The sequence below is a fragment of the Thermogemmata fonticola genome (assembly GCF_013694095.1).
GTDB classification, from domain to species: domain Bacteria; phylum Planctomycetota; class Planctomycetia; order Gemmatales; family Gemmataceae; genus Thermogemmata; species Thermogemmata fonticola.
Map to the genome: position 1 here is coordinate 16,650 of NZ_JACEFB010000010.1, position 25,340 is coordinate 41,989.

A 25,340-nucleotide genomic window follows, 5' to 3' on the forward strand; every position below is an offset into this window, starting at 1 on the left:
AACTTCCGTGCCGGACAATCCTGGCAGGCGGGTGCTTCGTCGGAAAACAGAGGTGACAGCTCACTCATCCGCTACCTGGAAACTAACGGGAGAATGGCTCGCAACTGTATCGAGCGTATCAGTCCAACGTATTTCTGGGACCCTGGAGGCTAAACTATGTCATCTACTACAGTGTGTATGCCGCGAAAATCCGCGGCATTTCTGAACAGGAAAGCCCGCTGGATCAAGGCTTCAGTCCTGATCTGGGCGGCGAGCATGGGGCTGACCCTCGCCGCACGAGGAGAACAGCAACCCCAGCCCACCCCTGGTTCGGCCCAGGTCCAGTCCCAGTCCACCTCCAAGGACAAGCGGAGCGTTCCTCTGCGGATTACCGTCACGGGCAAAACCGAGTACATCTTGGATACGGGCGGTTTGAACCCGGCCGAGTACAAGAAGAAGGTGGAAAAGGCTGCCGAGTCGGGACGTCCGTTGCCGACACCGGCGGTGGAGGTGACGGTGGAAATCACCAACATCAGCGACAAGCCTGTGGAAATCTGGACCAGCGGCGACCCGGTGCGTCTCGTACTCAAGCTTGAGGGCACGGGGGCACTCAATCTGACACCGCCTTTGGCTTTCACCCGTGAATTCCGCATTCCGAGGGCCGAAACCTTGGCACCCGGCAAATCCATTGCCTTCCGCGTAACAGAGCTGACGAGTGGTTTCCGCGGACGCTCTCATTTCGCGTATTGGACAGATAGCGGCGCGTACAAGCTAACGGCTACACTCAGCACCGGTATCAAACCGGCTCCGTTAGGAAGCCAAGAAGGAATGGACGGGTTTGGAATTGTCCAGCTTCAGAGCGAACCGTTGGCCATTACCGTGAAACTGAAAAAATGACCAAATGATTCTTAGACACCCGCTTCCTTTATGCCATCGGAACAGTGGAGTCATGTTAGAGCGAGTCGGCTGACGGCCGGGTGTTCCCGAAGTATTTCCGTCTCATAACGTATTGGGGCGGGAAACAACGGGAAACAGAAAGACCCGCCGGGTTCGGGGCGGGCCTTGACGTATTGGGGGCCATCTTGGGTCGGCTGAGTTATGCTCCGCGATGGTGTGCCGGAGAGTCCCCAACATATCCTGGAAACACGCGCCTCAGAAATTCCTCACCAGCCAGGGACGCTATCGATCCGGGTCAGATAACCGCTTGCTTCCAACCAGCGAGCTACCCGTGTAGCTTCCAAACGGGTATCATAACGGCCGTAAACTGTCCACGGAGTCAGGGGAGCGGGGCGAATGTAAACGACGAAGTCACGCCCCACGCCCGGCCGTACCAAGGGGGGCAGCACAGGAGACGGCACGAGCGGACCAACCGGCGGATACACGATCGGTCCAGGAACCACCGGAGCAACAGGTAGTACGCGCGGCGGTCCGAACGGCGGCACAGTGGGATGGATGATGACAGCAGGCGGATGGGCGGATGCCTCTGCAGCAGTCCAGGCCAGAATAACACCAGTGGCGAGCACGAGCGGCATGCGGATCATGGGGATGCTCCTCAGTGTAGGGGGTTGTTTCCTGTCATCTGTCTCATTCACTTTCACTCAAGAAACGCGCCACCCCTGCCGAACTTGCGCAAGATAGAGTCCTCACGAGTCTCCCCCGGCAATAACCTGACGGAAAGTACCATTCGTTCCGGTCTCCGGTGTGGCGGATGATTTCCCAACGGTGGCACACGGGGTGATGAACATCGCGGCGAGCGCTCGATCGGCTAAGCCGCACCCTTCGTTCTGGGAAAGATAGCTTCAAGGGAAGGTTTCCATGCAATCACTGTACCCCTTGCGATTTGAGCCGATTCTCAAAAGCATGCTCTGGGGTGGACAGCGATTGCCCGCGTTGTTGCGGCAAAGCTGGCCCGGCCGGCAATCAATTGGAGAAGCCTGGCTGATCAGCGACCTCCCAGGCAACGCCACTGTGGTGAGCAACGGCCATTGGAAGGGAGCAACGCTGCGCGAGTTGCTGCAGAGGGAAGCCGATCGCATCCTGGGCCAGCAACAGCAGCAGTGGAGGAAGGCCGGGCAGTTCCCCTTGTTGCTCAAGTTCATCGATGCTCAGCGGGAATTGTCGGTCCAAGTGCATCCCGATGACGAGCAGGCCGCTCGAATGGGAGCCGGGCCTTGCGGTAAGACCGAAGCTTGGGTGGTCCTGGACCGGCATCCGCAACGGAGCCGGATTTATGCCGGCTTGCATGCCGGAGTGACGGAAGCCTCCTTCCGGCACGCCTTGCAAGAGGGACGCGTCGCGGAAACGCTCCACGACTTCGTCCCCCAGGTTGGAGACTGCCTCTTTCTGCCCGCGGGAACCGTTCATGCCTTGGGGGCGGAACTGCTGGTCTTTGAAATCCAGCAGGCCAGCGATGTGACCTATCGCCTCTACGATTGGGACCGTGTCGATCCTGTCACCGGCCAGCCGCGACCCTTGCAGGTCGAGCAAGCCCTGGCTTGCATCGACTGGTCTCGCGGGCCATGCCAACCAGTTCAACCCGCGGTAGCCATGCAAGGCTCCCTGCGACGTGAAGGCTTGATTCACTGCCGCTATTTCACTTTGGAACGTCTGACTCTATTCGGACCCGCAGCGGTGGGGAATCCAGGCAGTTGCCACATCCTTGTTGCTTTGAAAGGAACGACCCTCCTGGAATGGGAGGGGCAGACAGAATCCCTGACGGCCGGCGATGTCCTTCTGATACCGGCAGCCCTTGGAATCGTCCATCTGACCCCTCTCTCGGAACCAGTCACTGTGCTGGTTTGCGGTTTGGGAGAGGAAACCACCGGTTGATCCCTGTGTGCCCCAAGACCTGTGGGCAATCAGCCGCTACAGCTATCAGCCCACGGTACGATGGCCTTTAGGAAGACAACCCAATTATGACAGTCCTAAAACATCGTCCATCGTGTAGCGACCGGCGGGGCGATTGGCGAGATACTTCGCTGCAAGCAAAGCCCCGCGCGCATAGCTATCCCGGCTGTGTCCTTTGTGCACCAGTTCCAGCGTTTCTCCGAGTGTCGTGAAGATAATCGTGTGTTCTCCGACGTTATCTCCTCCCCGGATAGCATGGATGCCGATCTCCTCAGCCGACCGCTCCCCGGTTAGTCCTTCCCGACCATAGATGAAACGCCCTCCCTGCACTTCCCGGATAATCTCGGCGAAGCGCAAGGCTGTGCCGCTAGGAGCATCCTTCTTGAACCGATGGTGCCGCTCGACGATCTCGACATCGAACCCCTTACCGCGGAGCACTTCTGCCGTGATGCGGGTGAGCTTAAAGAGCAGGTTGACCACCAAGCTCATATTGGGGGAGAAGAGAATAGCAGTTTGGTGCGCTGCGGCTTCAATCTCAGCTTTCTGTTCCGCACTATGGCCTGTGGTGGCGATGATCAAGGGTATCTGGCGCGCCACGCATACCGCTAAAATGGACTTGGTTCCAGCGGGTGTCGAAAAGTCGATGACGCAATCGGGATGCACAGACAAAGGCAATTCCGAAGTAATAGGCACACCAATTGTCCCGATCCCTGCTATCTCTCCGGCATCACGGCCGAGAGCGGGGCTGGTGGGGGCATCAATAGCCGCTACCACTTGCATGTCCGATTCCTGATGAGCCAAGGCAATAATCCTCTGGCCCATACGTCCCGCCGCTCCATTGACTGCTAGACGCACCTTCATAATGCTGACTCCCTTGTATCCATGAGAAACCAACCCGAATGTTTCGCCGGCCAAGCCGGATGACTACCATGCCCTCTGCCGCTCCTCCCCTGCTCATCTTGTGTGTTCCGATTCGCGGCCGTTCTTCTCTCTATCTTGCGCCCGCGATAGGAGGGTGTGATCCTGCAATCCGGCTTCCTGGAAGGCAGCGGGATGGTGCATGAGCGGCGCAAGCAACTCCTTCACCTGCTGGCACACCTGTTGGGTCTGTGTTTCCGATGAACTTTCCACAATCAGCCGAACGAGAGGCTCTGTGTTGCTGGGGCGCAGGTGGAGCCACCACTCTTCAGTCTCCAATCGCAAGCCGTCCTCGCGATCAACGTGAGCATCGGGGAAGTGCCTGGTCAAGAGAGGATAGGCCTCCTCCAGGCACGAACGCGCGATGGGCAAGCGGGTCTTATGCATAACATATTGGGGCCACTGAGTTACCCACTCGGAAAGGGTTTTCTTTTCTGCGGCGAGCAGAGCCAAGATGTAAGCCATACCGACGAATGGATCCCTGACCCATCCCACTTGCGGATCGATAACGCCGCCATTTCCTTCCCCGCCGATAACAGCCTCCACTTCCCGCATGCGCGCGACGACATGAGCCTCACCAACTGGCACGCGATAGCAAGGGCAATGATGCCGCCGAGCGATGTCCTCGGTTAGGCGAGAGGTAGACATGTTGATCACCACCGGTCCCTTATCTCGGCGCAGGCGATACTCGACTGCCAAGGCCAGGGTCAGCTCCTCGCTTAGACAACGTCCTTGTTCGTCGATCAAAGCCAGGCGGTCGGCGTCCGGGTCTAGGGCAAAACCAATCATGGCTGCGTTGTGAACTACCCAGGGGGCAACATCGGCCAGATGTTCCGGTGTCGGTTCAGGAGGGTGAAGGAACTGGCCGTCAGCTTCGCCCCCATGAAGCACCACTTCACAGCCCAACTCTTCGAGCAGTTGCCGCCCCAGGTTTCCCCCAGCGCCGCCGTTCGCATCGAGAAAGACACGCCAGCGCCGGCTTGCTATCGCCGCCACACTGACCCTATCCAGAACACACTCCAGATGCACCGGGGTGATGTCGGGCGGAACCTGGACCTGACCCATCTGATTCCAAGGAGCACGGCGAAGCATGTTGCGGTGGAAACATTCCCGGACAGCAGCTCCTGACTCAGAAGGTAACACAGCCCCGTCCGCATTGAACAATTTCAATCCGTTCCATGGGGCGGGATTGTGACTGGCCGTGATCTGAATGCCTCCCCCTGCACGATGGTGTCGAACGGCGATGCCACAACTGGGAGTAGGAAGTATACCGGCATCCAGAACTGTCACACCAGATTCCATCAGCCCTGCTATCACAGCATGGCGTAGCATTTCTCCACTGGGCCGGCTGTCTCTGGACACAATAACAGTACCCGCCCTCAGCGTGCTGGCAAAGGCACCGGCATAACGAGCCGCCACTTCAGCGGTTAGGCTTTCACCGACAATTCCCCTCACCCCTGATACGGAGATGAATAACATCTTCTGACTCCTTCATCATCCATCCCTACGTTTCCATGTGTGCTCCTACTCCTGCCAGCCTTTGCCTCTCCCAGGGAATTGTAGAGACTCAACCTGCCCTTGCATGCTAAAGACATGTATCCTTGCAAGCCAGCAACACGATGGTGATTCCGGCCTGCAACTTGGGTAGACGATGCCGGGAGTTACCTCTTGGTGAAGACCAAAATATCCGTTAGACCGTGAAGCGGCAGAAAAAGACACTTTTCCACGGTCCAGGGGATAACGCCGGAGGTACAGTTTCAGAAAAGAAAAATCCCCCGGCGGACGGTCGCCGGAGAGAAGAATGCTTTCTCTGTTTTCTACAGCGTAGAGAAGCCTGCGTATTGATGCTCAGGCGGCCTGTTTGGCCTCACCTGTGTTGCTACGGCTTTTGCCTTTGCGAGTATTCAGGGCCGTCCAGCCTTGCGGCGGCATCGCCTTAGCGAGTTTCAACGCTCCCACGGCACCAGCGTAAGTGGCATCGGTCACTCGTGTCACTTTGGCCCCGCCATATTCTGTCAGAGCCTGCTCGATAACACGATCCAAGCCCTTCAATTGGCTGCCGCCTCCGCCTAGAATAATGTTTTGTCGCAACTTTTCTTGAAACTCTGGATCGAAGCGTGCGATCAGCTTGCGTATGGCTTCCACAATCGGACCGACCAGCACCTGACAAGCCGCCTTGAGAGGTTCTGTCACGTCGTGAGGTGTGGGTTTGCCATCGACAGGGAGATTCACGAGCGCTTGCTCGCCTACTGCGTTGACGAAACCAAATTTCTCCTTAATCTCCCGCACCATATTCCGGGAAATCTGCACACGGGGATACTTAGCCTTCAGGCGCTTTTCAAACTCTTCATCAACGGCATCTCCTCCCAAGCCGATGGTGATTTGCTCCTCGTCCGCTGGATAAACGCCATAGATCGGGCAGATATCGATTGTGCCAGCTCCGATGTCCACGACAAGGGCATCGGTGAGGCGGTTCATCCCGTAGGCGATCGAGAACGGCTCCGACACCACTGCCACAGCATCGAAGACATGACCTGCCGCTTCCAGGATGAACTGCTTGTTTTTCACGCTGGCCCGTGCGGGAACTCCGATGACGCCATAAATCGGTCGGGCAGTATCTTGGGGTTCAGGATGGACGAGATGAACGGCGTACTCGATGATGAGCCGAGTCGCCAAGGCGTACTTCTCCATTTGCTTCTCACTCAGTCCACAGGTTGCAGGATCGCCATATTTCAGCATTCCTTTCTCGAAAGGCCGAATGATATCCAAGGCGAGTCGGTGCTCTGTCAAGTCCTGCCCGAAAACCACATCCCGGCCTAGCATCGTGCGGGCGATGTGATCTTTCGGCCATCCCACTGCCGTCGGGATGACATCCCGATAACCAGCCGAACTGGCCACTGAAGTCTTGAACGTTCCTAAATCCATGCCGATATAAAGAGGATGACTTTCCGGCATCGCTATGATCCTCCTGTTCAGTGGGTTTCAATGACGATCCGATCTATCCCTACTCGAACCGTGGGGCCTTGAACCATGTCCCGATCCGGCGAGGCGACCGATTGGAGGCAAGGAGCTTAGCCGCGGGAGGGCAACTGCTTGGGGATCGAGGCAGACGCACCCTACGCCTTTTCCGAGGGAATCAAGGCCGTCTCCCCCTCGTGGCATTCCTCTGCCATGGGTAAGGAATCCGCTGTCGAGCCATACAACTCTTGGTGCAAGGCAACGTTCTGACCCAGAATAAACTCGACCAAGGCTTGCTGATTCTGAGCTTCGATTTTCTTCCTTTCTTCCCGCAGGGCGGCGTAACTAGGGCCGATGTCAAACTTCTCAGCCGTGGTGGGTCGAGGGCCAGCGTTGTACCGCCCCATCAGCAACACGCCGTCGCCGCCGAGGGGCACATACGGTAACGGATGCGTCCCACGATACGGGGAAGACATCTTGCGTCGGCGCCAGCCCCACGCCCCTATTCCCAAACCAATCACTCCTCCGCCAAGCCCCAGGAGGAATTCGTGACTAAGTGTAATGCCACGAGTCTGCTCTGTGGATGAAACAGACGGGTTCGGTGACGGATGAGAGTCACCCTCCCGATCCCGGAGCACGATCACCTGAGGTGGAGTAGTAGCAGCAGGTGGGGCGGCAGATGCTACCATGGGGGAAGGGTACCAGGGGACAGGAAAGCCTCCACTACCTGGCGGCGGGGAATGGGATACTGAAGAATTCAACCACGGAGCTGCCGAAGCTAATGTCTCTCCCGATGGAGTCAAGACACCGGCGTGCGAGGCCAGGATGATGGTTCGGGATTCGACAACGGCGGGTTTGGTTTCGTCCTTATCGGATCGAGAGGCGGCTTTCTCGCTAGCCGAGGACGGAGCAGGAGTCGCCACAGGAATGATCAGAACTGGCCATGGGCGCGGCGATGGAGGAGGCCAAACCCGCTGATTCCCGTGTAATATCTCGACATCGCGCACTGTTCGCCGAGGCGGCTGCCAGGGCACTGAAGGTTCACTGACTGGAACTGGCGTTGGTGTAGAAGTGGACGGCTGTGGCAGTGGCGCTAGCGGCAACGCGGCTGGTTCTGTCCATTGCTGGGCAGCAACAATCGTTGGCCAACTCAACCCCAAGACAATCGCACGCCAGGCCGGCAATCCACCCTGCATCCGTCGCATGCCGATTTCCCCCACCCACCTTTAGCCAGGTTATGCTCTGCAACAGTCTTGACGGTAGTATCGGCTCTAGCGACAGTGTAGGTTGATCGATTCCTTGAGGTACTATCGGCAGGTTATCCGCCGACCAACACATCGCATTGGTAGGTAAGGTCCCCCAAACTCTGCGGTCAGTGCCTTTCCTTCACGATCTTACCCAATGACCTTGCAGTGACAGTTCCGTCGAGAAAGGAGGTGGGCATCATCGAACCGCAAGGCCGAATCGAAAGCCGGGACGGTTGGTCCGTCACGGCACAAAGGAGAGGAGAGTAGCCTTGGAATCCAAGAGCGAAGAAGTGGCTTGTTCAACTTTACCGTCCGCGATTCCAGTAGATGCGGGCGTTACCGGTTTGCCGACCCACCGCGATGATGTCGATACGGCCATCGCGGTTGAGATCCGCAGCGCAAAGGTCTTCCACGGCGACACCCCCATTTTCCAGCATATATCGTTCCCATTTCATACCACTGTTGTCGGTGCTGCGATACAGCCGTATTCCCCGCCGGAGGGTGTGCCGGTCGCCCGCTTGGGGATTGGGATCATCACGCACCCCTACGATCAGTTCCTCCAGACCGTCCTGATCCAAGTCGGCGAACCAGACTGCATGACCCCACCGCAGCTCCTGATCAATGACATGGCGTTGCCAAAGATGCTGATCGGCCTTGGGTGGAAGATAGACGACCACTTCATGGCCGTGCCAGGGTTCAATCGTGGCAATGATGGGGATACCGATCCAGCCGCTCTTCACTTCGCTGGCTCCCCGGCTGGCTTGGGGACGCTCCTGGTAACCCGTACCGATCCGCCGGGTCCGCCATTGGTTCCCCACCCGCTCGATGACATGGACCCCTTCGTAACTGGTGACAAGGATGCCAGGAAACCGGAAGGGGGACTGGTCCCGATCTCGGAAGGCCGGCCAAAAGTTATGCGTGACATAGAGCTCTTCCGAGAGCACTTCGACTTTCCAGTTCTCTTTTTTCGTTGGTTCCTGTTGGGGAATGTGCAAGGCGACCACGCGCACGGGCCGGCCATTCGTCCAGTTTCTTTGGGCCGTATTGTCACGTCCATGCAGGGGAACGTGGACAATCTCCGGTTTGCCATCCCCCGTGATGTCAAACGCCCGTACACGGTGCACAGTGGGTTCTTCACAAGGAAGCTCATACAACTGCCATTCCTCAGCCAGTGAGGGACCCCGGCGAAGCCAGAACAACTGCCCCGGCGTCGCAGTGTCGGTAGGCCGCCAGCCGGCTCCCAAGACCAGCTCCGGCAGGCGATCGCCATCGATATCCACCGCTGTGATGCAAACGTTATCGGGCCGGGTCTTGCCGCGGAGAATCATCCATTTCTTCCACGTGGGATTCTCGTACCAGACCACCTCGTGTTGGTCCACCACGACGATGTCGGTCTTACCATCCCCGTTGATGTCCGTCGTCAATACCGCGTAACCGATTTTCAGCCGCGTGTCGAACTCTTCCATCTCGAAGCGGGGAAATCGGGCTGGCGATTCCTGAGACCCCTCTGCAGAGCAAACCTTGCCTCTCAGCAGATCCACCCCACTTTGCAAACCCAACAACAATCCGCCACAACAGCACATAACGAGCATACGCATGGTGAACTCTCCGTCCGCGAGGCACTACACTGGTGCTCCATCGACACGAGGCGTTAGGGATGGAAGCCAACTGCCTCGGCCCAACCGGCTATGGCTCACTAGACAACTAGCATAACCGCTGAGGTGCGTTTTCCCAGTCCCTCTGCTTAAAAAACTTCAATCGGTGGATCTCGCTTAAAAAGTCCTATCAGGGAAACATGACTTGCTAATAGGAAAGTTTCATTCCACAATAGCGTCACAACGCGAATGCAACAGGAGGTGATTCTGCATGAAGTCAGGATTGTCCCATCGCCCGATTCGGGAATGGTTACTTCTACTTCTGGCCATCGTCGTAGTTGGCGGTATTGTGGTCCCGCTGTGGGACATCTTCGGGGGACTGGAGAGCCGCGAAGAGTTGGCACGGAAGTGGACGCCGCAGCGTCTGACCCATTTGCTGCTCGGACCGGAGCAGGTGGTTTGTTATGTGTGTTTTGTTTGGGCCGGCTTGATTCTGCTGATGCGCTATCGAGAGGTCTTGCGTCAGCGTACCGCTTTTCGGATGAACTTGCTTCCCACAGAAACGGGGGCACGGATCTTGCCGGAGGACGCCAGGCCCCTGTTGCGGAAATTGGACCAACTCACAGGCCGTCGGCCGTACATCTTGGCGAATCTGATCCGTCTCGGTTTGGGGAAATATGCTGTGGCGCAGTCAGCTCCCGATGTGGCCGAGGTGGTGCGCAACCAGGCAGACGTCGAGATGTCCCGCCTATCGGCAACGATGGCCACTGTGCACTATCTCGCTTGGGCCATTCCCGCCATTGGTTTTGTGGGAACTGTGCGGGGCTTAGGCGGCGCCTTCGGCGCGGAGGCCCCCACCCTGGAAGCCTTCACAGCTCAGGCCAAGGACCAATTGAAAATTGCTTTTGACTGCACGCTGATTGCTCTCGTGCTTAGCCTGGGTCTAATGTTCTTGCTGCACCTTGTACAACGTGCAGAAGAAACGTTGGTGGTCGATGCTCAGGAATACTGTCAGGAACATCTGCTGCTCCGCCTGTACGATCCCGCTGGCCATCCCGCTACTTGGAGTTGAGGGAGTAATCCGCGGGGCATTCCGCCGCTGACACACCGGTCGCCCTTGGCAAAAAGTGCCTGAGGTATCCCGCCGCCGATGGTCGGAGAAGGACTATGTTCTGGGGACGACGAGTCGCACGAGAGATAGACCCGACCCGCACAATCGGTGTGGAACTCAATGCCAGTATCATCCGCTCTGCGTGTTGGGGTCCAGAAGGATTACGGCAAATCCCGCTCCAACCCCCGGCAGAGGAAATGCCATTGTGCGTGGCGTTACATCAACGTCATCTGCTTTATGGTCAGGCGGCGCAAGCGGTGGCCCGTACCATGCCCCATGCGATTTGTGACAACTTTCTACCCTCGTTGGGCCACAGCCAGCAGTGGCGTTTTGGGCGCCATTGCCTGACAGCGGAAAGCGCCTTGGAAACAATCCTGCTGCACCTCCGGCCCGTTTGGGAGGCTCAAGCGGCTCCCTTGGCTGTGGCGGTCCCTGCCTATCTTTCAGCCGGGCAAGTCCAAGGATTGGCCCGATTGTTCCGCCGGATGGACTGTACACTGCGTGCTGTCTTATTGGCTCCCCTCGGTGTAGCCGCTGCGTTTGCCCCTGCTTTGTATTCTCACCTTCCCTCTCCAACGCAAAACACGTCCAAGACCTTAGTCCAAACTAACCAACCCGCACGAGACCTGCGGCAGGCACCGATCACCGTTGGGATTGTTGACGTGGATGCCTTTGCTCTCTCGGCAGCCGTGGTAGGCCTTACCCCGGATACAGCCCGTCTGCTGGCATTTTCCGCCTGGCCTCGCTTGGGTTTGTCGGTCTGGTACAACCGCGTGCTCGACGCTGTAGCCGATCACTGTATTCGCTTATGTCGCCGGGACCCACGGGACTGGCCTGAAGCAGAACAAGGGCTTTTCGAGCAACTCCCTTACGCCTTGGAGCAATGCTACGCCGGTCAGACCATTCGCTGGCTGGTGCGAACCGACGAATGGTATCAGGAGTTGCACATGGTCCCAGAAGAGCTGGAAGGATACTGTGCCAGCCTAGCCCAAACGGCGGAGCAAGTCATTCGCCAGCTAACGCAAGATGCCACTAACTCAGGCCCTTTACGAGCATTGTGGATGACCTCACGCGCCTCACGCTTGCCAGGTCTAAATCGTCAACTGCAATGGAACAAATCACCCGGCACCCGTCTGGAAATCCTCTCCCCTTCGGCAATTGCCCAGGCTGCTGCTACTCTCACTGCTCATTGGCCACCTACAGAACAACCGATGTACCTCGATGGTACCATCTCATTGTCGGTCCCTGGTCGTCTCGCTGTGGCTGGACATAACATTCCGGCCACCTGACAAATCCCAACGCCTCGGTTTAGGAAACCTAGCGGTACCCGTAGGCAGTGTTTGATTCATACAAACAGCCAAGAAATGGATTCGAGCAGTTATCAGAGGACTACATCATGCGCATCCGACACAAAGTTCCCACGCTGGTCAGCATGTGGATGCTGGACGTCTTCTGCTGTGCCTTGGGTTGCGTCACCTTGTTGTTTCTGATCAACAGTCGCATGGCTAGCGACGCGGCTGACACTAACCGCAATGCATTGACGGAACTGGCAAAACTCAAACAGCGCTACTCCGAACTGGTAACCAACTATGAAAGCGAAAAAGCCGCTTGGGAGGAGAATCGCCGTCGCCTGTTTCAAGAGTTAGATTCCCTCAGACAAGACAAGGAAGATCTTTCCCGCCATCTTGCCCTGTTGAAGAAAGAAGTCCAATCTCTTCAGGCTCAGCGGGATGCCGACCGCCTAGCTCTCGCCGATGCCGAAAAAAATCTGAGAACAACCCAGCAACAACTGACTATCCTGCAAACCCAATCTCTCCGATCCGAAGAACTCCTCCGCAAAAAGCAGAAAGAGACCGACGACCTCCAGCAGCGCATTCAAACTTTGCAGACGACCCAGGATGATTTGCAGCGGCTGCTACGCGTCAAAGATGATGAAATGACTATGCTCTCGCGCCAGTTAGCCAACATGAAAAAGCAATTGCATGACTTAGAAGTTCTGCAGACTGCTTTGCGCCAAGAGCGTGACGCAGCCCGCACCGCAACCGAACAAGCTGTGAAAAAAGCGGAGATGGAACTGCAAGCGGCACAAACTCGCATTCGCGATTTGACTCAGCGCTTGGAAGCGGCACAGACCACAATCATCGACCTTCAAGGCCAGAAGGCCCGCCTCGCCGACCGCTTCGACCAATTGCAAAAGAGCATGGAGAACCGCTTCGCCGGTATCGTCACCACGGGGCAACGCGTAGTCTTCATCGTGGACATTTCCGGGAGCATGGCCAAAAAAGACACTAACACCGTGGACCCGAATAAATGGCCCCTCGTCGTGGAAACGGTGGGGAAAGTGATGCGCAGCATCGTCGGCCTGAAAGAGTATCAGGTCATCATTTTTTCCAGCTCGGCCCGCTGGCTTTTCCACGACGAGGGCAACTGGCGAGCCTTCCGTGGAGAAGAGTCTGTCAAAGAGGTGATCGATGCTCTCCTGAAAACCCAACCCTACGACGATACCAATCTCTATGCGGCCTTCGAATTGGCTTTCACATTACGCTCGAAAGGATTGGATACCATCTACCTGTTTTCCGATGGCTTGCCGACTTCCGGTCCCGGCCTCTCACCCGCCGACATCTCCCGACAGCCTCCGTTATCGGAATTAGAACGCAGTGACAAACTCAGCCGCCATCTGTTGTCCACCCTGCGCGACCAATGGAATCGACCGGACGCCGCTCAGTCTAGAGTTCGCATTCATTCCGTCGGCTTCTATTTTGAAAGCCCCGAATTGGGAGCCTTTCTCTGGACCCTCGCCCGCGACAATGACGGAAGTTTCGTAGGCATGAGTAAACCTTGAGAAATCTCCGCATTCGTCACTGCTAGCACGTGCTCTTAGAATTCAGCACAAAAGCTGGCTAGGATGTGTGCCTGTCAAATCGAAGGAGGAGCGCTACCGAATTCGGAAAACTGGAAGGGGCGCAAAACTAACAACTTTCAGTTTATTGAAACCATCCCATGCTATGGAACGTATCCGTGGATTTGCGAGCTCAGATCGGTATCGCTGAAATGCTAAGACAGAATTGGGGATCCAGGATTCGAACCTGGACTAACTGATCCAGAGTCAGTCGTGCTACCGTTACACCAATCCCCAGCACTTGCGCTACCACTATAGGCCTCTTTCGCCCTCAGGGCAAGAGGATTAGTCACCAAAGGTGGTGCGGGTGCAACCAAATTCTCTGGGGGTTCCCTGCCGGGCAGCTCTGCTAGTCTGGGGAAACACCTCGCGGGTTCAGCCCCCACCCCCAGAGAATCTAGTTACACCCAGGTGCTCCCTTCTTGCAGAAGGGGTGGAAACCGAGGATGTTATGTCAATGTGCTAACCATGATGAACGGCTCTGGAATCTGGAATAATGCGGAGGCCGAGAGAGGAGAATCGGGCTGACTGGATTTGAACCAGCGACCTCTTGGTCCCGAACCAAGCGCTCTAGCCAAGCTGAGCTACAGCCCGTCAAATAATGGGTCTCAGTAGCAGATCTTCTGCATAGCATCTCTGAGTCGTAAGTATCCTAGCGGCAAGCGGGGAAAAGTCAATGCGGCCTGAAGCTCGCCAGAATGCGGGGGTGCTTGGGTGCAACCAGATTTTCTGGGGGGTCCCTGCCGGGCAGCTCTGCTAGTCTGGGGAAACACCTCGCGGGTTCAGCCCCCACCCCCAAAGAATCTAGTTACACCCTGAAAGCGGCGGCGCGGTGTTGGGGCCGTCCAACCCTGGCAAGCAAAAGCGGGCGGGGGAGGAAATCCGGGAGGAATTGGGTAGTGGAAACTCGACTCGACATTGGCCCACGGATCGAGTATGGGAGGGCCAGGAAAACGGGTGCCGCGAGGAGAGACCATCGTGGCGGAAGACGGGCACGGATGGATTGTAGAAACCCAGCATTTGACGAAGATATACCGCAACCGGCAGATTGCTCTCAATGATGTGACATTGACGTTAGAGCCGGGATGCGTGCTGGGCTTGTTAGGCCCCAACGGCGCGGGCAAGACAACGTTGTTGCGTCTAATCCTGGGTTTGCACCGCCCGACAGCGGGGTCCGTGCGGGTGTTTGGCCGCCTAATGACGCCGAATGCCGCGGATATCCGCCGTCGGATTGGCTACATTCCGACAAATCCGCAGTTCCCCCGCGGGATGACGCCAATCAGTTATTTGGATTACATTGGCCGCCTCTTCGGCCTGCCGCGGGATGTGCGTAAGCCAAAGCTGGCCACGCTGATCCGAGCGGTGGATCTGCTGCCGCACTCCGGCGAACCGATTGCCCATTTCACGCCGGGAATGACCGCCCGCTTGGCGGTGGCTGCCAGTTTGATCAATGAACCGGACCTGCTCATCTGGGATGAGCCAACCCACGGCCTAGACATCGAAGCCCGCCGCTCCATGCTGGAGTTGATCAAGCAGCTTGCCTCGGAAAAGACCCTGATTTTGAGCAGTCATAATCTCAGCGACGTGGATGAAGTCTGCAATTATGCCTGCGTGCTTAATAAGGGGCAAATGATATTCCACGGGACTTTGCAGGACCTGAAAGGCCGGATTCGCCGCAATCACTATGAACTGGACGTGGACGGAGAGCACAAAGCCATCAGCAAAGCTGTGGGCGTGCTGCGAGGATTGAAGGATTTCATCCAGGTCGTCTTCCGCCATCGGCGCCTGGATGTGAAACTGGGGGAGGAAACGCCGAATACGGCCCTGTTAGCCCAGTTGTTTCAGGTATTGCATGATCACAAGATTACCGTGATCAGTGTGCGAACGGTGGGAATGCAGACGGAACAGGCGTATTTAGACCTGGTGGAACGGGAGGAGAGCCGGGGTTTTGTGCGTTTGTACCCTGCCTCGGAAGCCGCCTGATACAGTCTGCGGACGCTTGCAGAGAGGCCAGAGGACATGTCCACTAATGCAGCGGCGCGTGGGGAATGGTCCCGGAGTGGTTCGGGACGGCGTGCCGGTGAGATGACCGATCCACCCGCCGTGGTAACTGTCCGTTTCCATCGTTTCCTGCCGTATTGGGCCGTGCTGCAAACCGACCTACGCCAGACAGCCCAAGGGTGGTTGTTTGTTCTGTGGATAGCGCTGGTAGTCATTGGGGTATGCGGTTTTTTCCTTTACCGGGTCGGGGTGCAACAGGAAGCGGGATTGGTGCAATCCGCAGCAGTACTCTGTGCAGAGGCATTGCGGGCTGCATTTCTCGGAAGCCTCGCCGTTGTTGTCATTCTTAGTGTGGCAGCCATCAGCAGTGAACGGGGAACCGTGGCGGATGCAGTTCTCTCAAGGGGGATCAGCCGCCATCAGTATTTCCTGGCCCGGCAGCACGCCCGCGTGATTCTGGTTGGGATCGCCTTTGCGCTGATCAGCACGGGGATCATCGCAGCCGGGTCTTTGCTCTTCCGGGGCGAAGCTGATATTTCTCTCCACGGAGCGGCAGTCGTGATTGGCCTGCTCAGCCTGCTTCTCGCCGTGGTAGCGGCGGTCGGGGTGGTCCTCGGAGCATTGACCAACAGTGCGGTTCTTGGGATTACCATCTATTGGCTGCTTCTCTACGGCGGGGGACTACTGCTGATGTTGGCCCCCGAACCCTGGCCAGGACCAGAACGCGAATTGACTCGGTTGCGTTACGTGCTCCAGGGATATTACTCGGCGGCGTATTATGGCCGGGTAGCGCTCACCGCGATCGCCATCGCTCTCGCAGCTACGATTTGCGGGTTGATCGGCTTCAGTCGCAAGGATGTCTGAAAAAGCTTCCCGCAGATTCCAGATCACTCCCGTGCAGCCAAGCACGGTACGATGTTGCACCATTTCAACACTCAAGCTAGCTTCATGACACAATTCCCGCTTGGATGCAATTCCCGCTGGATTAGATGGTGATGGTGTAATGCTCTGGTGATGATGTAACGCTTGTGACAACCTACGTTCGCATGCAGGGCGGAGAAGGCGAGGGGAACTGGTCGCCACGCTGTCCCCTCTAACTACACTTACAGTGAAGAGCTGAAGAGCTGGAGAAACGGGAATCGAGTGAGGCCGTCAAAGCCGCCGAGGCGAAGGGATGCCATCTCCCCCACGATCCTCGCGGCTAGATGGCCAAACAGGCGAGGAAATATGACTGGGAGTTCTCAAGGCACGGTACGCCACCCGAAAGGCCCACCTCTGGTCAGTGCTGAACGGCGTCTTGGAGCTTGGCTGGTCACGGTGCTGGATTCCAGTGTCGGGGCGAAAGTCGTGGTGGCATTGGGCGGGATTGGGCTAGCTTTGTTCGCCATTTTTCACATGTTGGGCAACTTAAAGATTTTTCAAGGCCGTGATGCTCTCAATGCGTATGCTCACTTTCTCAAACATGATTTAGGGGCGCTGCTGTGGCTGGCGCGGGCGGGGCTGCTGGCCATCTTCCTGTTGCATGCTGTGTTTGCATTGCGGTTGAAATGGCGGACGGCTTCGGCGCGACCCCAGCCGTATGCCTACCCGGCACGGACACCGGATCGCCTGGCGGCCCGTACTATGGCTCTCACCGGCGTTCTGATCGGCTTGTTTATCCTCTTGCACTTGGCCCATTTCACCTTGGGGTGGGTGCATGCTGCGGAGCAGAACGGCCAATCGATTCACTACCTGGACCTAAAGGATGCTCAAGGGCGGCATGATGTCTACGCGATGGTGGTGGCAGGGTTCCGCACCACTTGGATCGCTGCTATTTACCTACTGGCGCAAGTAGCTTTATTTGTCCATTTGATCCACGGCATTCCGAGCACCTTTCAGACCTTGGGACTCCAGAGCCGCCGGACCCTTAGCGCTATCCGGGGGCTGGGAATGCTAGTCGCTGCAATCATTCTGATCGGGAACTGCGGGATTGTGATAGCGGTATGGGGCGGCTGGGTGTCAGCATCATGACAAAGTGATAAGGGCGGGTAGTATCACTTGGACGAAGCGGCACAATAACTGAGGATGTAGCTCGCCACTCCCGCTGTGGTCATTCGATCTGCAGGGATATACCAGCAGGGATATACCACACGGCGGTAGGAGTAGCAAATCCTAGGACTCCCCATAGGAGAGAAATGGGCGATGAGTTTGGATGCGAAGGTGCCTTCCGGGCCGCTTGCGGAAAAGTGGACTCGGTTCAAGCGAGAGCAGCGTTTGATCAGTCCCGCGAACAAGGCGAAATACACCGTCATTGTCGTGGGGACTGGACTGGCTGGGGCCAGCGCGGCGGCCACGATGGCCGAACTGGGCTATAAGGTACTCGTGTTTTGCTTTCACGATACTCCGCGGCGTGCCCATTCCATTGCCGCTCAGGGTGGGATCAACGCGGCCAAGAATTACCGCAACGACGGAGACAGCGTTTTCCGGCTCTTTTACGACACGATCAAGGGAGGAGACTTCCGCAGCCGCGAAGCCAACGTCTATCGACTCGCCGAGGTGTCCGGTAACATCATTGACCAGTGTGTCGCTCAAGGCGTTCCCTTTGCTCGTGAGTACGGCGGTCTGCTGGAGACGCGGAGTTTCGGGGGCGCTCAGTTGCAGCGCACCTTTTACTGCCGGGGCCAGACAGGTCAGCAATTGCTGCTGGGAGCTTACCAGGCACTGTGCCGTCAGATCAGCTACGGTACAGTCCACATGTTTCCCCGCTGCGAGATGCTAGACCTGGTTGTAATCGATGGCCGCGCCCGCGGAATCGTGACTCGCCATCTGGTTACGGGCAAGATTGAGTCCTTTGCGGCGGATGCCGTCGTGCTGGCCACTGGTGGCTACAGCAATGTGTTTTACCTGTCCACTAATGCGATCGGTTGCAACGTTTCCGCCACTTACCGGGCCTACAAACGCGGCGCATTTTTCGCCAACCCGTGCTTCACTCAGATTCACCCGACCTGCATTCCGGTCAGCGGCGAGCACCAGTCCAAGCTGACGCTGATGAGCGAAAGCCTGCGCAATGACGGGCGGGTCTGGGTTCCCAAACGCCGAGAAGATATTGGCAAGCATCCGAATGACATCCCTGAGTCGGACCGAGATTATTTCCTCGAGCGGAAATACCCCAGTTATGGTAATCTGGCGCCGCGAGACATTGCTAGTCGCGCCGCCAAAGAGGTTTGCGACGAAGGCCGCGGCGTGGGTCCGTCAGGCCGCGGTGTGTATCTGGACTTCGCGGACGCCATTCGCCGGCAAGGGATCGAACGAATCCGGGAAAAATACGGCAACCTTTTCGATATGTATGAACGGATCACGGGGGAAAACGCCTACACTCAACCGATGCGTATCTACCCTGCGCCGCATTACACCATGGGGGGATTATGGGTCAACTACGAGCTGATGTCTAACCTGCCGGGTTTGTTCGTGATTGGTGAGGCCAATTTCTCGGATCACGGGGCGAATCGCCTGGGTGCCTCGGCCCTGATGCAAGGCTTGGCCGACGGATACTTCATTCTCCCCTATACGCTGACCCACTGGCTGGCTGGGGTCAAGCCGGGTTTGCCTCCGCTCGATCACCCGGAGTTCCGCCGCTGCGAGGCTGAAGCGCACCAGCGCCTCAAGCGCCTCTTGTCCATCGGTGGCCAGAAAACCGCGGTCGAGTTCCACCGTCAGTTGGGTCACATCCTCTGGGACCATGTGGGAATGGCCCGCTGCCGCGAAGGCTTGCTCCAGGCCATCGAACAAATCCGCAGCTTGCGTGAGGAGTTCTGGGAGAACGTTCGAGTGCCTGGAAGTGATGCGGACCTGAACATGGCCCTGGAACGCGCTAGTCGCGTAGCGGATTACTTGGAGTTCGCGGAACTGATGGCCCTGGATGCCCTGCGGCGAGAAGAGAGTTGCGGCGCGCATTTTCGAGTCGAATACCAAACGGCGGACGGCGAAGCGAAACGAGACGATGAGCGTTTCTGCCACGTTGCTGCCTGGGAATACACCGGACCGGATCGCGAACCTATTCGTCACGAAGAACCGCTCATCTTTGAAACCGTGAAACTGGCCGAGCGGAGCTATAAGTGAAAGGTGTTGCGAGAGAACAGGGGAAAACAGCCCTCTTCAAACTCCTGGAAGCTTCTGGACACACACTCACCTTGAACTTGCTCATGAGGGAATCTGAGATGAGAGTAACTTTACATATCTGGAGGCAGAAATCGCCTGGGGACCGAGGTCAGTTTGTGACCTATCCGTTGGATAACCTTAGCCCAGATATGTCATTTCTGGAAATGCTGGATATTCTCAACGAGCAATTGATCCAGCGGGGGGAGGAACCGGTGGCGTTTGAGCATGACTGCCGGGAGGGAATCTGCGGCAGTTGTGCGATGATGATCAACGGCCAGGCCCACGGTCCGGAGCGCGGCACCACCACCTGCCAGTTACATTTGCGCAGCTTCCCGGATGGAGCGGAAATCTATGTCGAGCCGTGGCGGGCACGGGCCTTCCCCATCCTCAAGGACTTGGTCTGCGATCGCTCGGCCCTGGATCGCATCATTCAGGCTGGCGGTTACATCAGCGTCGGTACTGGCGGCGCTCCGGACGGGAATTGCCTGCCGGTTCCCAAAGCGGATCAGGACAAGGCGATGGATGCAGCACAGTGCATTGGCTGCGGTGCGTGTGTGGCGGCCTGTCCTAACGCCTCAGCCATGCTCTTCGTGGCGGCGAAAGTAAGCCATCTGGCCCACTTGCCCCAAGGCCAACCGGAGAGGAAGGAGCGCGTCCGCAAAATGATCGCTCAGCACGACCGTGAGGGGTTCGGTCACTGCACCAATATCGCCGCCTGTGAAGCAGCCTGTCCCAAGGAAATCTCGGTAGAGCATATCGCTCAGCTCAACCGTGACTACATCACGTCCGCCTTGGCGTCGCTGATCCGCTGAGCTGCGCCGGAGTAACACCCATCTGTCCCGGACCGGATGCTAGTGCCCCCCGTTCAATCTCCCAGCCTGACTCACCCAGCTTGAACCTGTCCTACCCCAATTGGGGCTGGGACCCACACTGGATGTCCAGAAGTCTCAGCTCGATACGACTGTAACCTTGGTAGGTATTTCGCTGCGGAGTAAAGGCCAGGCACACTCTAGATGCTTTCTCCAGTTCCTCGTAACGTTCCGCCATGTTCCAGCCGATGCAACGGAAGCGTTGACCGCCTTGGGAGACGCGCAGCTCCAGGTGTCGCGGCGAGTCCCCTTGCCCTATCCGCCGGATTTGCTCCACCGTGACATCGCTGGCGAGAAATTTGGGCGGTGGATTGTCGGCTCCGTAGGGTTCCAGACGGTCTAGCTCTTGCAACAGGTTCGGCGTGATAGCGCTCAGGGGGATTTCCGCATCAAGCAGTAAGCGGGGGGCAGGGGACCCTGAAGGCAGGTGGCGGGCCACGTACTGGTTAAAGGCTGTGCGGAAAGCATCGATCCGTTCGGGCAAAATCTTCAACCCCGCTGCGGCGGCATGTCCCCCATAGGATTCCAGGAGACCATCACAGGCCCGCAAGGCTTCATGTAACGGCAACTCCGGCACGCTCCGCCCGCTTCCCGTGGCCAGGCTTTCTCCCTCCCGGATGGCGATCACGATCGCCGGCTTACCGTAATGTTCCACGAGTCGGGCAGCCACGATCCCGACCACCCCCGGATGCCAGCGCTTGTCCGCCACGACCAGAGCCGGATCGTTGCTATAGTGCTGGTCCACGAATTCCTTGGCCTGGTGGGTCGCCTGGCGTTCCAGAGCCTGGCGCTGGTCGTTCTGTTTCTCCAGGAACTGGGCATGAGTTTTGGCTGTGGTGTAGGATTGCGTGGTGAGCAGTTCGACGACCATACGAGCGCATCCGAGCCGCCCGGCGGCATTGAGCCGTGGTGCCAGACGATAACCCACATCCTCTGCCGTGAGCCTATCTCCGATCTGCAACTGGGCGGCTTCCATGAGAGCACTCAACCCCAGCGAGGGATGCTCCACGATCCTCCGCAAGCCGTGCCGGACGAAGAGGCGGTTCTCTCCCCGCAGCGGCACGGCATCCGCGACCATGCCCAGAGCTGCTAGACCGACCCCTTCCAGAAGGATGTTCCGCAAGTCGTGGGGCAACGATCCTTGCTTGGTTCCACTGGCGACTTGAGCGATAGCCCAGGCCAGCTTGAAGGCCACCCCAGCACCCGACAACTCGCCGCTGGGATAGTGTCCTTCCGGCCAGCGCGGGTGGACAATGACAGCCGCCGGCGGCAGAAGCGGACTGCCGCTCCCATCCACCTTCCACTGGTGATGGTCCGTAATGATGAGTTCCATGCCCAACTGTTGGGCCAATTCTGCTTCCGCAAGACTAGCTATGCCGCAATCAACGGTGATGACGACCTGCACCTGCCGTTGGTGCAATTCGCGCAAGCGCTCAGCGTTCAGACCATATCCTTCCGCCAGGCGGATCGGAATATGGTACTCCACGGAGGCTTGCAGATGTTGCAATAGGCGGAGCAGGATCGCCGTTCCGGTCACGCCATCCACGTCATAATCGCCGTAGATGCAAATCTTCCGCCGGGCCTGGATAGCGGAGACGATCCGCCGGGCCGCTTCCATGACCCCAGAGAGTCGATCCGGTGGTAAAAGGTCGGTCAGGCGGCCATAGAGAAATTGTTTGGCTTCCGGAGCACTGCGTATTCCCCGCTGCCATAAGAGCTGAGCCACCACTTCGGAAATCTGGGCTTCACGAGCTAAACGCCGCACTGCCAACGGTTCCGGTGCCGGTAGCAAATGCCAGACACGTTGGCGCTGGGACATAACTACTTCCTCCTTCCTCCTCTTGATCCTAACATGCGGCAGCATTCCTGTTCCATCTCCGCTGTAAGGCTGGGACGCTGGCCAACCGTCACATCTGTCAGAATCGTTCCTTTCCACCCCTGTCCCGGCTGAACAAGTCCCCATCAAACTCCGAGGTTGTAACGATGCGGTCGAGGTAGGGGTGCAATTGACTGGGATGCCGTCCTGCTCACCTTACTCTTTTGCCGGATCGCTTCCAGGCATGTTTCGCTTCCAGTTTGCCAGATCGATGCCTTCCTTTTCCCAAGCAGAATAGGACCGCTAGCAGCGAGAGAGCCGCAGATTGGGCCAGGTCCCTTTGCGGAGATGCGGGAATCTTCGCCGATGGAAGGGGAGAAGTTCGTCTGGGCCGCACGTGCCAGACCTCGGTATCCGATGTGTCCCATAGAAGGAGGAACACCCTTGTACAGCACGATTTTGTTACTGTCGTCGGCGATGGGCGCGGGCGGCGACGTCGTTCCCGCGGGTGGGTGGGGTTTGGGTCCCCGCGATGGCGCGGGTTGTCATGGTGCACCGGCTCCTCCGCCCCCCAGTTGTTGTGACACGCCCGCCCCCAGCTTGTTGGACCGCCTGCGTGCCAAATGGGCAGCCCGACAGCAGGATTGTTGCCCCTCGGCCCCCGCTCCTCAGGCTCAACCGGCCCCAACGGCGCCAGCCCCCGCTGCTACCCCCTGCTGCGATCCCTGTGCCCAACGGGTCAGCCTGCTGGACCGCATTCGCGCTCGCCTGGCTGCCCGCAAGCACAAAGACTGCTGCCAGCCCTGCCCTAGCGGTTGCGCCCCCGCGGGCGATCAAAAACCGCCTTCCGGTTCCACCCCGCCGAAGGAAATGCCTAAACCCAAAGAGAAAGTCGCCGCACCACCAGCGAGCAACTCCCACCCGCCGGGCATTGCCATCCCCGTCCCGCCTCCGATCAATTCTTCCAATGGCGGTACCCCCTACTGATCGCTGGCCCTGAGTAGATGCTCTCCCGTCCTCCCGCCCCTTTTCCGACCGGCACTCGCCGGTCGGTTTTCTTTCGATTGGGCTGGACGGGCAGCTTTTTCCTTTTCCTGAATAGTGAGAAACGGCGCCGCTGGCATTTCCTGGATAAATCCCCTTCTCCCCGCCGTCAGTCCGGCTTATGGTGACAGTGGTCCCGCCTTGCGATGAATTGATCGTCCCCAGAGAGTACCACGGATGTCTGCTGCCCAGGAAGGACCCGAATTGGCCCGTAAAATTGCCCGCCTGGTGGAAGAGAAAGGTTGGAATCAGGAGGATTTTGCCCGCATTGCCCGGCTCAACCGCCACACGGTCCGCCATATTCTCCGCGGGCAACTCAAGCGTCAACTCCGCAACGCCACCATTAGCCAGTGTGCGGAAGCTTTGGGCTTAACCGTCAGTGAGCTGCGGGACTTGCCCCTGGAGTGCCTGCTTGCGCGCATGCACGGCCAGCTTCCCCCCACATCTGAAGCTCTCCGCTTGCTCCGCGAACGCACTACACTCCCCGAACTGATTCAGTGGATCGATGAGCACCCCCAGCGCGCCGCAGCCTTCACCCTGGCGGAAGTCGAAGAATTACTTCTCGCTCAGGAACCCGGCGGCTATCTCGAACGCCTCGATGTAGATACCGCCATCACCTTGCTAGAACAACGTCGCCGGATCGTCCAGGCGTTGCGGCAGATCACCGACCCCGAATGTCTGGAGGCCGTCGAACGCTTGGTCGAAGTGCTTGCCAAACGAAGCCGGGAAAGTCTGGCATAATCCGACCCGACATGGAGAACCGGCGGGGCTTGCCTCGCGGTTGCCCCCCAATATCCTGCCTTGAAAGGATTTGGCTCCCCACAAAGTTCCCAAAAATTTCCCCTTTCGGGATTTTTTCGCTTGATCTTCTCATGATCGTCGGATACTCTGAAGTAGCAAGTGAGGCCAGATCATGTCGTAGGGTTATTGGCCTTGCTACTTTCCGTGTTCCAACCAGTGAGGTGTTACCATGAAGCGACGGACTTCCGTACGGGAGGCGTTCACCCTCATCGAGTTGTTGGTGGTGATCGCCATCATTGCCATCCTCGTGGGCCTGCTCTTACCCGCTATTCAGAAGGTGCGGGAAGCGGCGGCCCGCGCTAGCGCCCAGAACAACCTCAAGCAGATCGGCCTGGCCATGCACAACTACCACGATGCCCGCGGACGCATTCCTCACAATGGGATGAATACCACCCGGCCGGCGGACTGGTGCTGGGCCTACCACCTGCTCCCCTTTGTGGAACAGGAGGCCATGTTCAACCAGGCTGGTGGTGCGGGGCTCACACCTCTATCTCCTCCTGGAGGTGTCCCGGTGAAGACCTACCTCTGCCCTGCCCGTGGCCGCGGCGGCTTCTCCACAACAGGTGCTAATAGCCCCGGCTTCAATGGTCCATTCACGGATTACAAGATCAATTGGAACTCTTTCGGTGGTCCATACTCGAACGCCGACACTACCAATCCTTCGACGTCCGCTACCTTCCGGCTTACCATGAGCCAAATCACCTCTGCTCGCGGTACTAGCAACGTCATCTATGTTGGTCAGGGGTACTTGAACCCCAATGAATATCGCCGGACCCATGGTAGCAACTGGGAACAAGTTATTTATTCCGGGGGCTATGGCGGAACGGGACGTGGTGGCCTGGAAATCCTCAAGGACAATGTTAGCATCACTCAAGATAATCGCTGGGGTTCGCCGTTTGCCGGAGGTTGCCCGTTCCTCATGGTGGATGGCAGTGTCCGCATGGTGAACTATGCATTCAGCGGCTCGGTCAACTTCCAAGTTGCTTTGCAATGGAACAGCAACAACCCAGCGACTCTGAACGAGTGATATTTGGGAGAGGAAAGTTGCAGAGTTGCCTCACGCGACATATCACGGTAAACCCACAAAAAACAGTGCCAAGCCGGATGGTCGTTGATCT

20 protein-coding genes and 2 tRNA genes are annotated in these 25,340 nt (G+C 57.8%); 13 read left to right on the top strand and 9 right to left on the bottom strand.

The window, feature by feature from the left end; genetic code table 11:
* The first annotated feature begins 156 nt into the window (after window positions 1-156).
* Window positions 157-876: a hypothetical protein gene (locus tag H0921_RS12735; RefSeq protein WP_194538738.1), complete on the top strand. Its 720-nt coding sequence runs from the start codon at window positions 157-159 to the stop codon at window positions 874-876.
* 266 nt (window positions 877-1,142) lie between these two features.
* On the opposite strand, the gene H0921_RS12740 is transcribed toward H0921_RS12735, so the two are convergent.
* Window positions 1,143-1,520: a hypothetical protein gene (locus tag H0921_RS12740; protein ID WP_194538740.1), complete on the bottom strand. Its 378-nt coding sequence runs from the start codon at window positions 1,518-1,520 to the stop codon at window positions 1,143-1,145.
* A 274-nt stretch (window positions 1,521-1,794) separates the two neighbouring features.
* Between H0921_RS12740 and H0921_RS12745 the strand changes: the two genes are divergently transcribed.
* Window positions 1,795-2,808 carry a type I phosphomannose isomerase catalytic subunit gene (locus tag H0921_RS12745; protein WP_194538742.1) on the top strand — a complete coding sequence of 338 codons (1,014 nt, stop codon included), beginning with the start codon at window positions 1,795-1,797 and terminating at the stop codon, window positions 2,806-2,808.
* 84 nt (window positions 2,809-2,892) lie between these two features.
* On the opposite strand, the gene dapB is transcribed toward H0921_RS12745, so the two are convergent.
* The 5 genes from dapB to H0921_RS12770 all read right to left on the bottom strand — a co-directional run bounded on the left by dapB (window position 2,893) and on the right by H0921_RS12770 (window position 9,547).
* Window positions 2,893-3,687, bottom strand: coding sequence for a 4-hydroxy-tetrahydrodipicolinate reductase (gene dapB / locus H0921_RS12750; RefSeq protein WP_194538743.1), 795 nt, complete (start codon window positions 3,685-3,687; stop codon window positions 2,893-2,895).
* A 93-nt stretch (window positions 3,688-3,780) separates the two neighbouring features.
* A complete protein-coding gene (gene glmM / locus H0921_RS12755; RefSeq protein WP_194538745.1) occupies window positions 3,781-5,223 on the bottom strand; it encodes a phosphoglucosamine mutase in 1,443 nt (480 codons plus the stop codon).
* Between the two features lie 369 nt (window positions 5,224-5,592).
* Complete coding sequence (locus H0921_RS12760) at window positions 5,593-6,699, bottom strand: rod shape-determining protein (protein ID WP_194538749.1); 1,107 nt, start codon at window positions 6,697-6,699, stop codon at window positions 5,593-5,595.
* A gap of 161 nt (window positions 6,700-6,860) precedes the next feature.
* Window positions 6,861-7,214, bottom strand: a complete 354-nt coding sequence (locus tag H0921_RS12765) for a hypothetical protein (RefSeq protein ID WP_194538751.1) — start codon at window positions 7,212-7,214, stop codon at window positions 6,861-6,863.
* Between the two features lie 1,040 nt (window positions 7,215-8,254).
* Entirely contained in the window at window positions 8,255-9,547 is a 1,293-nt protein-coding gene (locus H0921_RS12770; protein ID WP_228499614.1) for an FG-GAP repeat domain-containing protein, read from the bottom strand.
* A 268-nt stretch (window positions 9,548-9,815) separates the two neighbouring features.
* On the opposite strand from H0921_RS12770, the gene H0921_RS12775 reads away from it, so the two are divergent.
* The 3 genes from H0921_RS12775 (at window position 9,816) to H0921_RS12785 (ending at window position 13,497) form a co-directional block, all read left to right on the top strand.
* The gene (locus tag H0921_RS12775) at window positions 9,816-10,616 is read left to right on the top strand and encodes a MotA/TolQ/ExbB proton channel family protein (protein ID WP_194538753.1); all 801 of its coding nucleotides are present in this window, start codon (window positions 9,816-9,818) and stop codon (window positions 10,614-10,616) included.
* A gap of 95 nt (window positions 10,617-10,711) precedes the next feature.
* Window positions 10,712-11,944 (top strand): hypothetical protein, encoded by a 1,233-nt coding sequence (locus H0921_RS12780; RefSeq protein WP_194538755.1) that lies wholly within the window; start codon window positions 10,712-10,714, stop codon window positions 11,942-11,944.
* 107 nt (window positions 11,945-12,051) lie between these two features.
* Window positions 12,052-13,497, top strand: a complete 1,446-nt coding sequence (locus H0921_RS12785) for a vWA domain-containing protein (RefSeq protein WP_194538757.1) — start codon at window positions 12,052-12,054, stop codon at window positions 13,495-13,497.
* A 223-nt stretch (window positions 13,498-13,720) separates the two neighbouring features.
* On the opposite strand, the gene H0921_RS12790 is transcribed toward H0921_RS12785, so the two are convergent.
* Window positions 13,721-13,791, bottom strand: a tRNA-Gln gene (locus H0921_RS12790).
* A gap of 282 nt (window positions 13,792-14,073) precedes the next feature.
* Window positions 14,074-14,148 (bottom strand) — tRNA-Pro (locus tag H0921_RS12795).
* A 384-nt stretch (window positions 14,149-14,532) separates the two neighbouring features.
* Between H0921_RS12795 and H0921_RS12800 the strand changes: the two genes are divergently transcribed.
* The 5 genes from H0921_RS12800 to H0921_RS12820 all read left to right on the top strand — a co-directional run bounded on the left by H0921_RS12800 (window position 14,533) and on the right by H0921_RS12820 (window position 20,504).
* Window positions 14,533-15,537 carry an ABC transporter ATP-binding protein gene (locus H0921_RS12800; RefSeq protein WP_194538759.1) on the top strand — a complete coding sequence of 335 codons (1,005 nt, stop codon included), beginning with the start codon at window positions 14,533-14,535 and terminating at the stop codon, window positions 15,535-15,537.
* Between the two features lie 36 nt (window positions 15,538-15,573).
* Window positions 15,574-16,419 carry an ABC transporter permease gene (locus H0921_RS12805; RefSeq protein WP_194538761.1) on the top strand — a complete coding sequence of 282 codons (846 nt, stop codon included), beginning with the start codon at window positions 15,574-15,576 and terminating at the stop codon, window positions 16,417-16,419.
* 363 nt (window positions 16,420-16,782) lie between these two features.
* Window positions 16,783-17,565, top strand: a complete 783-nt coding sequence (locus H0921_RS12810) for a succinate dehydrogenase cytochrome b subunit (protein ID WP_194538763.1) — start codon at window positions 16,783-16,785, stop codon at window positions 17,563-17,565.
* A 171-nt stretch (window positions 17,566-17,736) separates the two neighbouring features.
* Window positions 17,737-19,653, top strand: coding sequence for a fumarate reductase/succinate dehydrogenase flavoprotein subunit (locus tag H0921_RS12815; protein WP_194538765.1), 1,917 nt, complete (start codon window positions 17,737-17,739; stop codon window positions 19,651-19,653).
* Between the two features lie 98 nt (window positions 19,654-19,751).
* Window positions 19,752-20,504 carry a succinate dehydrogenase/fumarate reductase iron-sulfur subunit gene (locus H0921_RS12820; protein ID WP_194538767.1) on the top strand — a complete coding sequence of 251 codons (753 nt, stop codon included), beginning with the start codon at window positions 19,752-19,754 and terminating at the stop codon, window positions 20,502-20,504.
* A gap of 91 nt (window positions 20,505-20,595) precedes the next feature.
* On the opposite strand, the gene recJ is transcribed toward H0921_RS12820, so the two are convergent.
* On the bottom strand, window positions 20,596-22,380 hold the full coding sequence (recJ, locus tag H0921_RS12825; RefSeq protein ID WP_194538768.1) for a single-stranded-DNA-specific exonuclease RecJ: 1,785 nt from the start codon (window positions 22,378-22,380) through the stop codon (window positions 20,596-20,598).
* Window positions 22,381-22,821: 441 nt separating this feature from the next.
* Here recJ and H0921_RS12830 point away from each other — a divergent pair, with 441 nt between their 5' ends.
* From H0921_RS12830 to H0921_RS12840, 3 genes are all read left to right on the top strand, one after another.
* Complete coding sequence (locus tag H0921_RS12830) at window positions 22,822-23,364, top strand: hypothetical protein (protein ID WP_194538771.1); 543 nt, start codon at window positions 22,822-22,824, stop codon at window positions 23,362-23,364.
* A gap of 234 nt (window positions 23,365-23,598) precedes the next feature.
* Window positions 23,599-24,162, top strand: coding sequence for a helix-turn-helix transcriptional regulator (locus H0921_RS12835; protein WP_194538773.1), 564 nt, complete (start codon window positions 23,599-23,601; stop codon window positions 24,160-24,162).
* 229 nt (window positions 24,163-24,391) lie between these two features.
* Complete coding sequence (locus tag H0921_RS12840; RefSeq protein WP_194538775.1) at window positions 24,392-25,249, top strand: DUF1559 family PulG-like putative transporter; 858 nt, start codon at window positions 24,392-24,394, stop codon at window positions 25,247-25,249.
* Window positions 25,250-25,340: the final 91 nt, after the last annotated feature.

Coding starts and splice junctions, on each gene's coding strand:
- H0921_RS12805 (WP_194538761.1), top strand. CDS start 15,574: ATGTCCACTAATGCAGCGGCGCGTGGGGAATGGTCCCGGAGTGGTTCG.
- H0921_RS12785 (WP_194538757.1), top strand. CDS start 12,052: ATGCGCATCCGACACAAAGTTCCCACGCTGGTCAGCATGTGGATGCTG.
- H0921_RS12740 (WP_194538740.1), bottom strand. CDS start 1,520: ATGATCCGCATGCCGCTCGTGCTCGCCACTGGTGTTATTCTGGCCTGG.
- glmM (WP_194538745.1), bottom strand. CDS start 5,223: ATGTTATTCATCTCCGTATCAGGGGTGAGGGGAATTGTCGGTGAAAGC.
- H0921_RS12780 (WP_194538755.1), top strand. CDS start 10,712: ATGTTCTGGGGACGACGAGTCGCACGAGAGATAGACCCGACCCGCACA.
- H0921_RS12760 (WP_194538749.1), bottom strand. CDS start 6,699: ATGCCGGAAAGTCATCCTCTTTATATCGGCATGGATTTAGGAACGTTC.
- H0921_RS12840 (WP_194538775.1), top strand. CDS start 24,392: ATGAAGCGACGGACTTCCGTACGGGAGGCGTTCACCCTCATCGAGTTG.
- recJ (WP_194538768.1), bottom strand. CDS start 22,380: ATGTCCCAGCGCCAACGTGTCTGGCATTTGCTACCGGCACCGGAACCG.
- dapB (WP_194538743.1), bottom strand. CDS start 3,687: ATGAAGGTGCGTCTAGCAGTCAATGGAGCGGCGGGACGTATGGGCCAG.
- H0921_RS12735 (WP_194538738.1), top strand. CDS start 157: ATGTCATCTACTACAGTGTGTATGCCGCGAAAATCCGCGGCATTTCTG.
- H0921_RS12775 (WP_194538753.1), top strand. CDS start 9,816: ATGAAGTCAGGATTGTCCCATCGCCCGATTCGGGAATGGTTACTTCTA.
- H0921_RS12770 (WP_228499614.1), bottom strand. CDS start 9,547: ATGCGTATGCTCGTTATGTGCTGTTGTGGCGGATTGTTGTTGGGTTTG.
- H0921_RS12835 (WP_194538773.1), top strand. CDS start 23,599: ATGTCTGCTGCCCAGGAAGGACCCGAATTGGCCCGTAAAATTGCCCGC.
- H0921_RS12745 (WP_194538742.1), top strand. CDS start 1,795: ATGCAATCACTGTACCCCTTGCGATTTGAGCCGATTCTCAAAAGCATG.
- H0921_RS12815 (WP_194538765.1), top strand. CDS start 17,737: ATGAGTTTGGATGCGAAGGTGCCTTCCGGGCCGCTTGCGGAAAAGTGG.
- H0921_RS12810 (WP_194538763.1), top strand. CDS start 16,783: ATGACTGGGAGTTCTCAAGGCACGGTACGCCACCCGAAAGGCCCACCT.
- H0921_RS12820 (WP_194538767.1), top strand. CDS start 19,752: ATGAGAGTAACTTTACATATCTGGAGGCAGAAATCGCCTGGGGACCGA.